Below are 14,512 nucleotides of genomic sequence, written 5' to 3' on the forward strand. Positions count from 1 at the left end.
TCCTGTAAACTACATTACTGTAAAATACGCCGGTTGTCCATTTACGCAGCTGGAGGGAGGAGGCTACTTATTCCAGTAAAGCTCTCTATACTCTGTCGGTGTCATGCCTTCCTGCTCGAGAAACTTTTTATTGAAATAGCTGGTGCTCGGGTACCCTGCCTCCAATGCAATTTGCCGGACGGTTAGCTCGCTCTTCTCAAGCAGCCATTGCTTGCTCATTTGCAGACGGCTCAGCGTGACGAACGTCATGGGAGTCATCTGGGTTGTCTTTTTAAACAGCTTACAGAAATAATAGGTGCTCACACCGGCTTCACGTGCCCAGTAATCCAAATCAAACGGTTTGCAAGCCTCCTGCTGCAGTCTGGGCAGCAGCTGGACGATCCGGTTGGTCGTCTCCTCATTCTTGCTGGTGCTGAGAGGCACGGCTTGATTGACAAATTCAGCGATGACGGCATAGGTCAAGGTGGACAGCTTCGTGAGGTGGAAGAACGCATTTTCTTCGGCTTCGACCAGCAGGTCATGCATAGCTTGCTCCAGCGGCTTAGGCTGGCGTATGGACCAAATATGCGACCGGTGAAGTCCTGTTTCTATCAAATAGTCCTTGACTTTAGAGCCGTAGAAATGAAGCCATCGCACATCCCACGGGTCGTCAGGGCTGGAATAATACCGCTGCTGTTGAAGCGGGAAGTACAGGAAGGAGTCGCCTGCCTGCAGCGTGTGAAGCTCATTGTCGGCATATACATAGCCTTTGCCGCTGGTGACCAGGTGAATACTGAAATTATTCAAAGCACCTTCCTGCCGCTCGACCGTATGCCCCGCATCGTTCTGGTACCATCCGACTGACTCCGGCAAACAAAAATAACCGTGCTCCAATAAAGTGGGAAGTGAGCGCTGGCGACGCATGGACATCTTCTCCTTGAAGACAATATTGTTGTATAGAAGTGCAATAAGTTGTTATTTTCATTTTAAATATTGTTCAATATAATGGCAATATAGTACTACATTATAACTTAGCCAAAGCAAAGGAGCTGGGAATGCAATGAGTCAAACAAAGCTGCGCTGGGGAATTCTGGGCTGCGCGGGGATTGCCAAGCGTGCGGTCATACCGGGCATTCAGCAGTCACAGACGGGAGTAGTTTCCGCAATTGCAAGCCGCGGAGAAGAGAAGGCCAAGGAAACAGCGGCCCAATTAAATATCCCTGTGCATTACGGAAGCTACGAGGCCTTGTTGGAGGATGACCAAATTGATGCCGTTTACATACCGCTTCCCAATCACCTTCATAAAGAATGGACCATTCGGGCCGCTGAAGCCGGTAAACATGTGCTGTGTGAAAAACCTTTTGCCCTGAATGCCGCGGAAGCGGAAGAGATGATAGCGGCTTGTGCGAAAGCCGGAGTCAAATTCGCCGAAGCCTTTATGTACCGTCATCATCCCCGTTATGCAATGATCAAGGATGTCATACAGTCGGGGGAAATCGGCACGATCCGAGGCATGCGCGGAGCGTTTACATTCAACAACGCCAAGGATGCCAACAATGTGCGCTACAAGCAATTCATGGGCGGTGGCTCCTTGTATGATGTGGGTGTATATCCTATCAGCGCGGCGCGGTTCATTCTCGAGCAAGAACCACAGGCTGCCACGGTGCACGCTTTCTTCTCGCCGGAGCACGATAACGTCGATATGATGGCATCGGGGTTGCTCGAATTCGCGGACGGCGTTGCCTTGACCTTCGACTGCGGCATGTGGGCCGCCGGACGCAATGTGCTGGAGATTCTGGGAACGGAAGGCCGCATCGAGGTGCCAAGCGCCTATGTCGTTCGGCAGAACGCGGATGATCATTTCTTCGTCACAGTCAAAGGAGAGCGCAGGGAAGTATCGGTTCCCTATGTGAACCAATATGCGCTTCAAGCCGACGACCTGGGACGAAGCGTTCTCGAAGGCAAGCCTCAGAAGTTTGACCCGTCCGATGCTGTACTCAATATGCGTGTCATCGATGCTTGTTTGAAATCTGCACAAGAACGCGTTCGCGTTACTTTGGGATAAGGAGCTGAAGGATATGGAAACGATCCGTATTGAAGGCTTGCAAAAGCCGGTATCCAATTTGATTCAGGGCTCGGATTTCTTCACTCATGCTGTTTACGATAAAGTATGTGACGTACTGGACAATTACTTCGCTATTGGCGGCAATACGATCGATACGGCTCACATTTACTGCGGGGGTCAGAGCGAAGAAACGATCGGCAAATGGATTAAGGAGCGCGGCAACCGTCAGGATGTGGTCATTCTGACCAAAGGAGCGCACCACAATGCCGATGGTCCGAGAGTGAATCCAGAGGCTATCCGCAGTGATCTGGAGAAAAGCCTTGAGCGTCTGGAAACGGATTATATCGACCTGTACGGCTTGCATCGGGATGACGAGACGGTTCCGGTCAGCGTAATTATAGATGCCTTGAACGAGCATATTCAAGCTGGACGCATTCATGCGATAGGGGCTTCCAATTGGACTTATCAGAGGCTGCAGGAAGCCAATGATTATGCGCGTGCCAATGGGCTTAAGGGATTTACCTTCAGCAGCCCGAACTTGAGCCTGGCCAAGCCGAACGAGCCTCATTGGAAGGGCTGTGTGTCGGCGGATGCAGAGACCTGCCAATGGCATGAGAAGACGCAGCTGCCGCTGCTGTCCTGGTCATCGCAGGCAAGAGGCTTTTTTACCGGGCGGTATGCTCCCGATAAGCTGGATGATAAAGAAATCGTCCGCATTTACTACAGTGATGCGAATTGGGAGCGTTTGCGCAGGGCACAGGAGCTGGCTGCCCAAAAGGGAGTCACAATGATTCAGATCGCTCTCGCGTATGTCCTGAATCAGGCTTTTCCTACAGCCGCACTAATCGGGGCGAGAGATATGGCGGAATTGACCTCCTGCCGTGACGGAGCAAGAATCCGGCTGACCGCGGAGGAAATGAACTGGCTGGAGCATGTGGATACAGTAGAGGCCTAAGGTTACCTTATATTAAACACTTTAAAAAGCACCCGAATGCGGGTGCTGAGTCTGTCGAGAAACCTAGTTTTGCGAGAACTTTGCTAAATATGGAGGTGGGGTATTCCTCGGAAGAGTTTACGTCCGCCTTTGAAACCCGTGAAAATACCACTAAATCTGATCCCTTTCACGGGTTTCAACAGCGGCTGGAGGGGCATACCCCACCGTAGTATATTAGCAATAGTTCAAGCCTTATAGGTTTCTCGACAATCTGAGCACCCGAATGCGGGTGCTTTTTTCATCTAATTCCCATTACGATGCTGCTTGTTAGGCAAAGACTTATCCGGATGTCCGTCCCCTTGGTGCTTGCGGTTTTTTTCGTCCTTGGCTTGCGTATCGTGAACCTTCTCGATCCAGCTCTCTGTATCTCCGGTCAAGTTATTCTTCATGGATAAGTTCCCCTCCTTTCATCGTTTCGTAGTATGCCCTTGAACCGTGGTTTTCTTGTATTATTGATGATATAATGTCTGAACAAAAGTTATGATCTGGAAGCGAGCTGATACAGCGAATGGACCCTCGCGAGCTTTTCGGCGAAATGGATATATACTTATTGGATCAGTTATTAAAAGGCCGAATAACGGAAGAAATGAAAATTCTGGATGCCGGGTGCGGCACGGGACGAAACCTTACTTATTTCTTGCGCAGCGGATACTCTATTTTCGCCGTGGACAGGTCGGAGGATGCAGTTCAGCAGGTCAGGAAGCTGGGCAGGACGCTTGCCCCTGAATGGGAGGATGAGCAGGCACGGGTAGAGGCTGTTGAAAAAATGAGCTTTGCCAATGATAGCTTTGACGTCGTGATCAGCTGCGCCGTTCTTCATTTTGCCCTGAATGACCTGCACTTCCAACAAATGCTTCAGGAGCTCTGGAGAGTGCTTCGGCCGGGAGGTCTGCTGTTCGCGAGGCTGGCTTCAAGCATTGGCATCGAGGACCGCGTGGTCCGTATAGAGAATGAACAGTATAAGCTTCCGGACGGGACAATCCGTTATCTTGTAGACGAGCAGCGATTGGTCAAAATGACGGAGAAGCTTCAAGGTATCCTACTGGAGCCAATAAAAACCGTCAATGTGGCAAATCAGCGATGTATGACAACCTGGTGCCTGAAAAAGCCTCATATTTTATTTTTTGATCCTATTGAAGAAAGCGGTATAGAGAAAGAATCCCCGGCTTAGCCGAAGTAAAGGAGTTAAAACAATGAAATTGAGAGTATCAGCGGTGCAATACCATTTACATACGATTGGCAGCTTTGAAGAATTTGCCGCGCAAGTTACGCACTACGTAAAAACCGCGGAGGAATTCGAAGCGGACTTCGTCCTTTTTCCCGAATTGTTTACGACCCAGCTAATGTCCATCGGCGGAGGCAAGAAGCACCCGGAAGCGTTGACGATTGAGGAGCTGCCTGCCTTTACGGATTCGTATAAGGAGCTGTTCGTCTCGTTAGCCGGGCAAACCGGAATGCATATTATTGGCGGAACCCATATTATTGAAGAAAAAGGACGCTTGTATAACACCGCTTATCTATTTTATCCAGATGGACGCATCGGCGAGCAGCGCAAGCTTCATATTACGCCGACAGAAGTGAAAGAGTGGAACATGCAAGCCGGCGATGCGCTGCATATATTTGATACGGACAAAGGGAAGATCGCTATCCTGATCTGCTATGATATCGAATTTCCTGAAATCGTAAGAATGGCCCGAGCACGCGGGGCTGACGTCATCTTCTGTCCTTCTTGCACGGATGACCGGCATGGCTTCCATCGGGTCCGCTATACCTGCCACGCCAGAACCATTGAGAATCAAATTTATGTCGTGACCACAGGAACCATTGGTTCTCTCCCTACCGTAGACTTTATGAGAGGGAACTACGGACAAGCGGCCGTTATTACACCTAATGATGTGCCTTTTCCTCCCGGCGGCTTGCTCGCTGTAGGCGAAATTAACCATGATATGGTGATCACAGCGGATTTGGACTTGAGCCTGCTGCATCAAGTGCGGGAAAAGGGGTCCGTAACGACATGGCGCGACCGCAGAACGGATTTATACACGGATTGGAGCTAGAGAGGAGTAGGGACTCTTGTATCATAAAGAACTGTTTGTTTTTGATCAGGACCGCCCTATACCGGCGCTTGTCCGTTCTTATACCAAGGCAGATTTTGCCGATCTCATCCATATTCAAGAGCAGAGCTTTCCGCCTCCATTTCCATCGGAGCTGTGGTGGAATGAAGAACAGCTGAACCAACATGTGACCCTGTTTCCGCAAGGCGCACTCTGTGTAGAGCTGGAAGGCAAGATAGCAGCGTCTATCACCGGATTGATGATCGACTTTGACCCTAATCATGCGGAACATACATGGGAAGAGATAACGGATGGCGGCTACATTCGCAATCACAATCCGAATGGGAACACGCTGTACATCGTCGACATCTGTGCGCTCCCTGCCTACCGGAAGCTTGGTCTAGGCAAGCTGCTGATGCAATCGATGTATGAAGTCGTTATTGAATTGAAGCTCCAGAGACTGCTTGGGGGAGGGCGTATCCCCGGCTACCATCTTCATGCAGCTTCCATGACACCTGAGCAATATGTCGACTCGGTTCTTGCTGGTAGGCTGAAGGACCCGGTGCTTACCTTTCTTATGCGCTGCGGAAGAACTCCAGTGAAACTGATCCACGGTTACTTGGAGGATGAGGATTCTCACAATTGTGCCATGCTGATGGAATGGAAGAATCCGTTTCTCCGATCGTGATGAAAGTAAATTCATATTTTGCGGGTTTCCATAGTGGCTGGAGGGGTTACCCAATCGGAGTATATTAGCAATTGTTCAAGCTTCCCAGGTTTCTTAACCGTCTGAAATTTATGTTTATTTATTCTCCATTAGGTAAACAATGATAGAGGAACATTTTTGAACCAATGGAGGATAAGAGCATGAGAAAATGGGTTAACCGCGGAGCTCTGATGCTTAGCTTCGCGCTGGTGCTTACTTCAGGTTGTGAATGGAAATCGGTGTCTACTTCGGCATCGACGGACCTTGAGCATCCTGGACATCATGACGGATCTGCTGTGGAAGAAAGTGCTGGATCCAATTCTATGGCGACCCAGGCTAATGAGCCGGTGCCTGCTCCGAAGACGATCGACATCATCAACAGCAAAGGGTCCAAAATTGGAACAGCCACACTCACTCAGGTGCCTGAAGGAGTAAAATTCCAAGTCGACGTAGCCGGCATGACGCCTGGCAAACACGGTATGCACATTCATGAGACAGGAGTATGCACTCCTCCGGATTTCAAATCGGCAGGGGAGCACTTCAATCCTGAGCATAAGCACCATGGCTTTGATAATCCGCAAGGCTACCACGCAGGAGATCTACCGAACCTGGAGGTTGGCTCTGACGGCAGAGGAAGAGCGGAGGTTGTAGCTCCGAAATTGACCCTCGCCAAGGATAAAGCGAATTCGCTGTTCAAGACCGGGGGCACCGCGCTTGTTATTCATGAGAAGGAAGACGACTATAAGACGGATCCTTCGGGCAATTCCGGTAACCGCGTAGCATGCGGCGTTATCAAGTAATGACATTTTTTGGGCGGTAAGCATTGCCGCTTGAGAGAACCTGTGATACGATGTTTAAGCACCCGCCTTAATGGCTGAGCAATCAGTCAATGGGGTGGGTTTTTTACTTGCTACGGGGTAGATTTATATTGGATGAAGTTTGAAGTAGAATAGATTTCTTCACCAAGATTGCCAAGCGAAGCGCGGAGTGCAATCCGAAAGCGGAGCAGGTACCGACCAAGATCGGCCGGTTTACAGTGGAGCCCGGCTATGACTTGCACAGCAATCCGAATTATAATCAGTTTGCCCGCTTGCGAACGGCCGACTCGTAGGATGCTTATGTTTAGCAAACGGAGGAAGAGGCGGAGTATTAAGGAGGGAATGATGGATGTTTCATTGGGGAACTGCAATAGTTCAGTTGATTAATCTCATCTTGATATTACTCGTACTTTATGTCATCTATACTCTTATCCGTAATTCCAATAGAAGCACCAAGAGCCTGGGCAATATCGAAAAGTCCTTACAACGGATCGAAGAGCATTTGAAATCACCTGCAGAGCAGGACGCTGGGCGTAAATAGCATGCATTAGAGAGGTGGGATAGTAAGACTATGACTCAAGGAGCTTCCGGGTTTCAGCAGGTTATCTCCTCAGAGCAGGAGCTAAGAGATATTCTAGGTTATCCGAGCGAGGTCGTGAATCGTAAAGTCGTCTCGGCGATAGATTCTCATTGCAAGGATTATATTGCCAGATCGCCGTTTGTTCTTATAGCTACGGCAGACGGAGAAGGAAAATGCGACGTATCGCCGAGAGGGGATGCCCCAGGCTTTGTCCTGGTTCTTGACGAGCAGCGTCTGGTGATCCCGGAAAGGCCGGGCAACCGCAGGATGGATTCCTTGCGGAACATCGTTTCGAATCCGAATATCGGCTTGATATTCCTCATTCCCGGTCTGGAAGAGACGCTGCGGGTCAACGGCAAAGCCTATGTTATCAAGGATGAGGCGTTGTTGAATCAGATGCAGGCCCACGGCAAGGCTCCCTTGCTCGGAATCGGTGTCGAAGTAGAGGAATGCTATATGCACTGCGCCAAAGCCTTCAAGCGCTCGATGCTGTGGAATCCCGAATCCTGGCTCGATAAAGAGCAGCTTCCGGTACCGGCACGAATTCTTGCGAAGCATACGGGGTCGACGGAGGAGCAGATTACCCGTTCCCTCGATGAAAGCTACAGACTGCGCTTATATTGATTTCATAACCAAAACCCGCTAATGCTAGATGCGATTAGCGGGTTTTTCTTTGATCTTATTGAATAGACATCTTGGTCCATTTCCCTGCGAATACCGCGTTGGCGGCAATGGATGGATTTAATTTATAGGATACTTAGTGCTATCTACCGCTTGCGGAACACATCGAGAAGCAGCTCGTCCTTGACAGGATCCTGGGTTTCCCATGTAGCGGCGAAACGAACCTGATGGGAAACGCCGAGAATATCGTAGGCATTCACCAAGTGCTGTCTGGCATTGCCAATGATGAGCGTGTGGAGGCGTACCTGCTTTTTCCTGCCGAGCTCGAAGAGCTGCTGCCGCACCTCGGCTCCTATGGTTCCGATACCGTCCGTCACCATAACGAAATCCGCATCCGGAAAGCGGGGATGATGCTCGACCAGCTCGATTCCGCGTTTGATCGGAGCGTCAAAATGCGTTCCGCCCCCAAATGCGAGCTGGGATATGGAGTAGAAGGAGGGCCAATCCGGCTTGCGCCAATAGAGCGGCTGCTCGACCAGCTCGCCTCTTGTTCCGAACAGAAGCAGAATGAAGTCACGGCGCTCCAGAAGACTGAAGGCGGCGAAGGTGGCGGTGAAGATTTGGGCAAGACGAAGCTTGCTGCCCCGCATGGAATGGGATGTATCCAGCATACAGATCACAGGGCCTCTTTGCGGCTCGTCCGTCCATCCGTTGATGTTATAGGTGAGCAGCTTCCGATCCAGCCATTTTACGGTAAAATACAGCTCATAATCTTCATCGGCCAACAGACTGGCTTCACTGGGCAGCATGTGCGCGATTTGGCCGGATTGCCGCAGATCATCATATGCTTCCGGAATATGGGGCGATTTCATCTGTTTACGCATCACTTTAAGATGCTGAAGGTTGCGCCCGACCTCCTGGAGAAAGGCGATAAGCTCCGGATGTCTTTTCAGCTTGTCAACCCATGCCATGTAATTGGCGAACTCCTGACGGTGAAGCCGTCCGAGATCGCTTCCCCACCGGCGGTTGGCAATGCGTTGACTGGCTTGCAGCAGCTCATGCACGTTCAAGCTCTCCTGATCCTCTGTGGAGAGAGATTCCTTCAACGACCGGTTCAGCCATTGGCCTAGCTGATCCTCCAGCTGCTGAAACATTTCCTTGTCCCGCTTCGTAAATCGCTCCAGCTGCTTCTCGCGCTGCTCCAGCTCTGCCTCGGTCTTCTTCAGCTTCTGCCTGGCTTTGTCCCGCTTGGTAAAGTCGGTCCGCATCTGCTCCTGAAGCTCCTCAATGCGCTGTTTTAGCTGAACAATTTCTGCTTCAACCAGCGGACGGGTATCTAGAGCGGCCTGCTTGTCCTCTACATTTTTTTTGCCCTGCTGCAGTGTATAACCAACCAGCTTAAGCTGCTCAATCTGCTTCTCGGACAGCCGCTCTTGAAGGCGCGAGTCGTCCTGCCCTTGCTGCCGTATGCGTTCATTGAACCCGATGGAGAGATGCTGCTCGTCCTTTTTCCTCCGTTTGACCTCCTCGGCATAACTGCCGGTTAACCACATTAAGCTTTTTAAAGCGGTCTTGAAGGAGGCGTTGACCTCGCCAATCGTCCTGGGGTGAATCGTCCTGTAGAAAAATTGTCCCCGAAGCTGTTGAACCAGCCACCGGTGAAATGGGGGCTCATCCATCGTTGCATCATACTGCGGCTGCGGCAAATAAAAGCACATGAAAAAATCGGCAAACAGCTCTACGGAAAACCATTCCGTTGTTGCCTTGGCTTCACGTATCCATTCCTGCGCCGTTCGGGAGGAATGCACGTAACCGTCAAAGACGAAGCGATCGATACGCGCGCATTGGATGATCATTGAGGTTCACCGCCGGTCACTGTGATGGTCTTGCTACAAAGTATAATCGTACTGGACGCCGGGAATCTCACGGTCAAACAAGGTCCGGTACAGTCCCTGAATGGTCTGCAGAATACGTTCGCCTTGAATTCGCAGATGGGTATACTTCACCGCAAAACGGTCTGTTTGCGTAAGCAGAAAGTTTTGGTTGCGGATATAGCCGGGCAAATCCTTCTCCCGCTGCTGCCACTGAACCAGCTTACCTCTCAGCGCTCTCGCCGTATCCTCCAGTTCGACCCGGCAATTTTCCAGCTTCTGCTTCATCTGCTCCTGGGCGTCCTTATTCATGCTGCCACCGACTTCCTTCTTGAATTGAAAGGCGTGGAGCTCGTCTTCAAGGCCCAACCAGTGCTTGGTGGTCTGATCATAGGTGCGCAGCGGCAGCTCTCTTTCCGATTCCTGCTTTAACGCTTCTTGGAACTCCTTTTGAAACAGCTCTTGCAGAACGGTCAAGTCCTCCGGATAATCCCACAGCATATGCGGGGTATAGACGGTATCCCAGACGTTGACGTTATCGCGTCCATTCAATGCCGCCGAGGTCTTCCACACTTGCCCGATCTTTCTCCATCTGCGGTCGGAGAGAGAGTATTCCTTGGCCTCCATTTCCGTCTTTAACCGGAACAGCATATAGACGAGCGACTCTGGAATCGTTACCTGGCCCGCTTTGGAGCGAACAGTCTCCACGTCCTGAAGCGAAAGCAGCGAAGAGAGAGGCTCCGTCGGCAGCTGAAACATACGTTCATAGCTGGACATTTGCTTAATAAATCCAACCTCATAACGTATCAGAAAACGGTCGTACAGCGCAGTGAGCTGATCATTATCCTCCGGCAGCTCGTTCGAGGCAGCCATCAAGAAAACGAGAGGCGACTGCTCCTTTTCCCGTCCGTTGAAAAATATGCGTTCGTTTAAGATAGACAATAGCGCGTTCAAGATGGCGCTGTTCGCTTTAAAAATCTCATCAAGAAAAGCAAAATGGGCGGACGGTAAATAGCCTTCCGTTTGACGGATGTATACGTCCTGCTTTAATTGCTGAAGGGATACGGGACCGAACATTTCGTCCGGCGTCGTAAACCGGGTCAGCAGATAGTCGAACCAACGGCCGCTGCCGAACAGCTGGGAGACCGCTCTCGCTAGCTGGGATTTCGCCGTTCCCGGCGGCCCGATCAGCAGAACATTCTCATTGCTCATTAATCCAAGCAGGAGCAAACGGATCAATTCCTCCCGCTCGAGGAATCTGCTCTCCAGCAATCGGATAGCCTGCTCCAGCTTATTCTGTATGTTCTCAATCTCATTCATTGGGGAATTTCCTCCTTCGGGCGGCATGGCAGTTATAACCTATTTATTGTATCAAAATCGTCCCCGATATACGAATGGGAGGAGGATTTTTATTCCATTCTTATTCATGATATGATGAAGAGTAAGTAGAAGAAGGAGGTATGGATCATGGCATCGATCTATTCGGTATCGGTTCAAGCAGCAGACGGAAGCACCAAATCCATGAGCGAGTATAAAGGCAAAGTGCTGTTAATCGTCAATGTTGCCTCTAAATGCGGCTTTACACCTCAATATGCCGGTCTGGAGAAGCTCAATCAACAGTGGAAGGAACGGGGACTAGTTATTCTCGGTTTTCCCTGCAACGATTTTGGCGGACAAGAACCGGGAACGATGGAAGAAATCCAGCAATTTTGCAGCACCAATTATGGTGTCAGCTTTGAAGTATTGGACAAAATCCAAATTTTGGGCGAAGACAAGCATCCTTTATATCAGCTGCTGACGGAACAGGCAGATCCGAGCGGCGAGGTCAAATGGAATTTTGAGAAATTCCTTATCGACCGGGAGGGCCATATTCAAGGGCGGTTTTCCAGCCGTGTTGCCCCGGAGGACCAAGAGCTGCAAGAAGCTATCGAGAAATTATTATAACATGTGCTGTAGGGCAAAGGATCACGGGGGCTGCCTCGCGGTCCTTTTTTAACTTTAAATGAGATAAAATTCTACATCATTCTGCAAAATTTGCAATCCTGACGACGTCCTTATGGTATAATAAACCAAAATCATGAACGGCAGGGTGGGAGTGATACATCATGAGTGTCTCGGAATCGATAAGTGCCATCACATCGCATCCTTTATTTGAATTAAGTGGAGATGCTATTATCCTGCTGGATCATTGCGGCTGTATCCGGCAAGCCAATCCCGAGTTTATCAAGCTGACCGGCTACGACTCCCTGACGATTATGAAGCAGTTATTTTATATTTTTCTTGAACCCGGGGGCTCTGCGTCTTTCATGGAGCAGTATAAACGGGCGCTTGCAGGAGAGATCCGCTCGATTGAATGTGATTTTCGCCACCGATCCGGGCATGTGCTGACCTTGCATTTCCGGTTTATTCCCGCCCGCAGCGGCCGGTATAGCTATTTGTTTCTTGTCATGAAGGATATTACGGAACAGAGGCTTACCGTTCAATTGATAGAGCATATGGCGTACCACGACACTCTGACCGGTCTTCCCAACAGAACCTTATTTCAAATTCAGCTGACGCAGACGATCGCTGCGGCCGGAAGCGAGCTGCCTCACGCTCCTTTTGCCATCATGCTGATCAATCTGGAACGGTTTCAGATTATTAACGAATCGTTAGGCATCAATTGGGGGGACATGCTGCTAAAGCAGGTTAGCGAGCGGCTGCAGCGCTGCATGACCCGTGCGGATTTGATCAGCCGGCTGGGCAATTATGAATTCGTTATTTTGTACAAGTGTCTTGACGAATCGATTGATTTAGCGGAACAGGTCAGAATCATTCAGCACCAGCTGACGGCCCCCTTCGCTGTATTTGACCGCGAGTTCGTCATTCCCGGAACGGTGGGTATCGCCCGGTACCCGCAGGATGGAACTGACATGAACGGCCTGCTGCGGCATGCTTCTTTAATATCGAAGGAGCAGAGGGAACAAGGTTATGCAGGGCATCGAATTCACGATGAAGAGCTTGCATCCAACCCTCTTCGCCGGCTTGAGCTTGAATATGATCTGCGCAAGGCGCTGGAGCGGGACGAATTCGAGCTGTATTACCAGCCGCAGTACGATATTCGAGGCAATAAGCTGATCGGCATGGAAGCGCTCATTCGTTGGAGGCATCCCAAGCATGGATTGATCTCGCCTGCATTGTTCATCCCGTTAGCTGAGGAAACCGGACTTATTATTCCGGTAGGAGACTGGGTTATCCGTACGGCTTGCATGCAAAACAAACGCTGGCAGGATGCCGGCTTGCCGAAGATTACGGTATCCGTTAATCTGTCGACGCGTCAGTTTCAGAAAACCGATCTTGTCGATGATATATTGAGCGCGATGGAGGAGAGCGGGCTCGAAGCGCAGTGGCTTGAGCTGGAAATAACAGAAAGCATGGCCATGGATAATGTCGAACAAGTGATCCAGAAGCTGAACATGCTCAAGCAGGAAGGAATCCGGATTTCCATGGATGATTTCGGTACGGGTTACAGCTCGCTCCATTACTTGAAAAAGATCCCTATCCATAAATTGAAAATCGATCAATCGTTCATTCGCGATATTACGATGGACCCTGATAATGCGGCTATCGTCACGACCATTATAGCCATGGCGAATCACTTGAAGCTGGATGTTGTAGCGGAAGGCGTGGAAACGTTGGAGGACCTGCAGTTTTTGCTGGAGCAAAATTGCGGTCAGGCGCAGGGCTATTATTTCAGCAAACCGCTGTCGTCTGTGGAGTTTGAAGGTCTATTGTGCCAAATATCTTCATCTTATAGATAAAATAATGCGCTCCTGTGAGCTTCCCTCTTTTTCAAAAAGTGAAAAAAGACTATAATGAATAAATCCAGGTACTAATTATGATTTCTATGCACACGATTGCAAAACGATTAGAGGCGATACCGGGACGATTAAAAGATACGGCTTCCCTCGGAAGCCTTCAGGAGGAATAAATATGGAGACCATGGAACAAAAATACGAGAAGCTTGGCCAAATACTGCGATCCATGGAGAAAGTAGTGGTCGCATTTTCCGGCGGCGTAGACAGCGCATTCTTGTTGAAGGCGGCAATGGAGTTTCTGGGACGCGACAACGTCTTGGCGATTACTGCTGATTCCGAAACCTATCCGGTTAGGGAGAAGGAAGAAGCTATAGCACTGGCGAAGGAGCTAGGAGCAGTGCATGAGGTGATTCATACGAGCGAGCTGGATATTCCAGGCTATGTGGAGAATCCGACGAACCGCTGTTATTTCTGCAAAAATTCGTTGTTCGACCACTTGATTCCTATTGCCAAGGAACGCGGCTTCGAGCATGTGATCTTCGGCGCCATTGCCGATGATTTGGGCGAGCACCGCCCAGGCTTGCAGGCTGCGCATGAGAAGGGAGTTCTTGCTCCGCTGCTTGAGGCAGGAATTAAAAAAGCTGAGATTCGCCATATGTCCCGCCAATTCGGATTGCGCACATGGGATAAGCCGTCCTTTGCCTGTCTGTCGTCCCGTATTCCGTATGGGGAAGCTATAACCGCATTGAAGCTGTCGATGATCGATCAAGCGGAGGATTTCCTGATCCAGCTTGGCTTCCGTCAGGTGCGGGTCCGTCAGCATGAGAATTTGGCCAGGATCGAAGTACCTGCTTCCGATCTGGCGGAAGTGCTCGCCGTGGCAGACACAGTCCACGCCAAGCTGAAGGAAATCGGCTACGCGTACGTTACACTGGACTTAAAAGGATACCGTTCCGGAAGCTTGAATGAGGTGCTGAGTCCGGACCAGCAAGCCGTACAGGCAGGATCAGCATCCTAATATCAGCAA

At 50.2% G+C, this 14,512-nt stretch carries 14 protein-coding genes and 1 pseudogene; 11 read left to right on the plus strand and 4 right to left on the minus strand.

Annotated elements, in window-relative coordinates; translation table 11 throughout:
* Window positions 1-63: 63 nt before the first annotated feature.
* On the minus strand, window positions 64-903 hold the full coding sequence (locus B1728_RS05395; RefSeq protein ID WP_079909163.1) for an AraC family transcriptional regulator: 840 nt from the start codon (window positions 901-903) through the stop codon (window positions 64-66).
* A gap of 136 nt (window positions 904-1,039) precedes the next feature.
* Here B1728_RS05395 and B1728_RS05400 point away from each other — a divergent pair, with 136 nt between their 5' ends.
* Together B1728_RS05400 and B1728_RS05405 are read left to right on the plus strand one after the other, a co-directional pair.
* Complete coding sequence (locus B1728_RS05400) at window positions 1,040-2,044, plus strand: Gfo/Idh/MocA family protein (RefSeq protein WP_079909164.1); 1,005 nt, start codon at window positions 1,040-1,042, stop codon at window positions 2,042-2,044.
* Window positions 2,045-2,057: 13 nt separating this feature from the next.
* On the plus strand, window positions 2,058-2,999 hold the full coding sequence (locus B1728_RS05405; RefSeq protein ID WP_079909165.1) for an aldo/keto reductase: 942 nt from the start codon (window positions 2,058-2,060) through the stop codon (window positions 2,997-2,999).
* Window positions 3,000-3,280: 281 nt separating this feature from the next.
* Here B1728_RS05405 and B1728_RS05410 read toward each other — a convergent pair whose 3' ends face one another.
* The gene (locus B1728_RS05410; protein ID WP_079909166.1) at window positions 3,281-3,427 is read right to left on the minus strand and encodes a DUF4023 domain-containing protein; all 147 of its coding nucleotides are present in this window, start codon (window positions 3,425-3,427) and stop codon (window positions 3,281-3,283) included.
* Between the two features lie 161 nt (window positions 3,428-3,588).
* Here B1728_RS05410 and B1728_RS05415 point away from each other — a divergent pair, with 161 nt between their 5' ends.
* The 6 genes and pseudogenes from B1728_RS05415 (at window position 3,589) to B1728_RS05445 (ending at window position 7,820) form a co-directional block, all read left to right on the plus strand.
* The gene (locus tag B1728_RS05415) at window positions 3,589-4,209 is read left to right on the plus strand and encodes a class I SAM-dependent methyltransferase (RefSeq protein ID WP_256865245.1); all 621 of its coding nucleotides are present in this window, start codon (window positions 3,589-3,591) and stop codon (window positions 4,207-4,209) included.
* Between the two features lie 22 nt (window positions 4,210-4,231).
* Entirely contained in the window at window positions 4,232-5,095 is an 864-nt protein-coding gene (locus B1728_RS05420) for a carbon-nitrogen hydrolase family protein (RefSeq protein ID WP_079909168.1), read from the plus strand.
* A gap of 16 nt (window positions 5,096-5,111) precedes the next feature.
* Window positions 5,112-5,780 carry a GNAT family N-acetyltransferase gene (locus B1728_RS05425; protein ID WP_079909169.1) on the plus strand — a complete coding sequence of 223 codons (669 nt, stop codon included), beginning with the start codon at window positions 5,112-5,114 and terminating at the stop codon, window positions 5,778-5,780.
* 179 nt (window positions 5,781-5,959) lie between these two features.
* On the plus strand, window positions 5,960-6,598 hold the full coding sequence (locus tag B1728_RS05430; RefSeq protein WP_079909170.1) for a superoxide dismutase family protein: 639 nt from the start codon (window positions 5,960-5,962) through the stop codon (window positions 6,596-6,598).
* 158 nt (window positions 6,599-6,756) lie between these two features.
* A pseudogene (locus B1728_RS05435) lies at window positions 6,757-6,906 on the plus strand (DUF3900 domain-containing protein); the annotation flags it as partial.
* Between the two features lie 281 nt (window positions 6,907-7,187).
* Window positions 7,188-7,820, plus strand: a complete 633-nt coding sequence (locus B1728_RS05445; RefSeq protein WP_079909172.1) for a pyridoxamine 5'-phosphate oxidase family protein — start codon at window positions 7,188-7,190, stop codon at window positions 7,818-7,820.
* A 143-nt stretch (window positions 7,821-7,963) separates the two neighbouring features.
* On the opposite strand, the gene B1728_RS05450 is transcribed toward B1728_RS05445, so the two are convergent.
* Together B1728_RS05450 and B1728_RS05455 are read right to left on the minus strand one after the other, a co-directional pair.
* Entirely contained in the window at window positions 7,964-9,673 is a 1,710-nt protein-coding gene (locus tag B1728_RS05450; protein WP_079909173.1) for a vWA domain-containing protein, read from the minus strand.
* A 33-nt stretch (window positions 9,674-9,706) separates the two neighbouring features.
* Window positions 9,707-11,008 carry an AAA family ATPase gene (locus B1728_RS05455; protein ID WP_079909174.1) on the minus strand — a complete coding sequence of 434 codons (1,302 nt, stop codon included), beginning with the start codon at window positions 11,006-11,008 and terminating at the stop codon, window positions 9,707-9,709.
* A 147-nt stretch (window positions 11,009-11,155) separates the two neighbouring features.
* Here B1728_RS05455 and B1728_RS05460 point away from each other — a divergent pair, with 147 nt between their 5' ends.
* The 3 genes from B1728_RS05460 to larE all read left to right on the plus strand — a co-directional run bounded on the left by B1728_RS05460 (window position 11,156) and on the right by larE (window position 14,503).
* Entirely contained in the window at window positions 11,156-11,632 is a 477-nt protein-coding gene (locus B1728_RS05460; protein WP_144027770.1) for a glutathione peroxidase, read from the plus strand.
* Between the two features lie 161 nt (window positions 11,633-11,793).
* Entirely contained in the window at window positions 11,794-13,488 is a 1,695-nt protein-coding gene (locus B1728_RS05465) for a sensor domain-containing protein (protein ID WP_079909176.1), read from the plus strand.
* 172 nt (window positions 13,489-13,660) lie between these two features.
* Window positions 13,661-14,503, plus strand: a complete 843-nt coding sequence (gene larE, locus B1728_RS05470) for an ATP-dependent sacrificial sulfur transferase LarE (protein WP_079909177.1) — start codon at window positions 13,661-13,663, stop codon at window positions 14,501-14,503.
* Window positions 14,504-14,512: the final 9 nt, after the last annotated feature.

The sequence above is a fragment of the Paenibacillus sp. 32352 genome (genome assembly GCF_002042965.1).
Classification (GTDB): Bacteria; Bacillota; Bacilli; order Paenibacillales; family NBRC-103111; genus Paenibacillus_S; species Paenibacillus_S vulneris.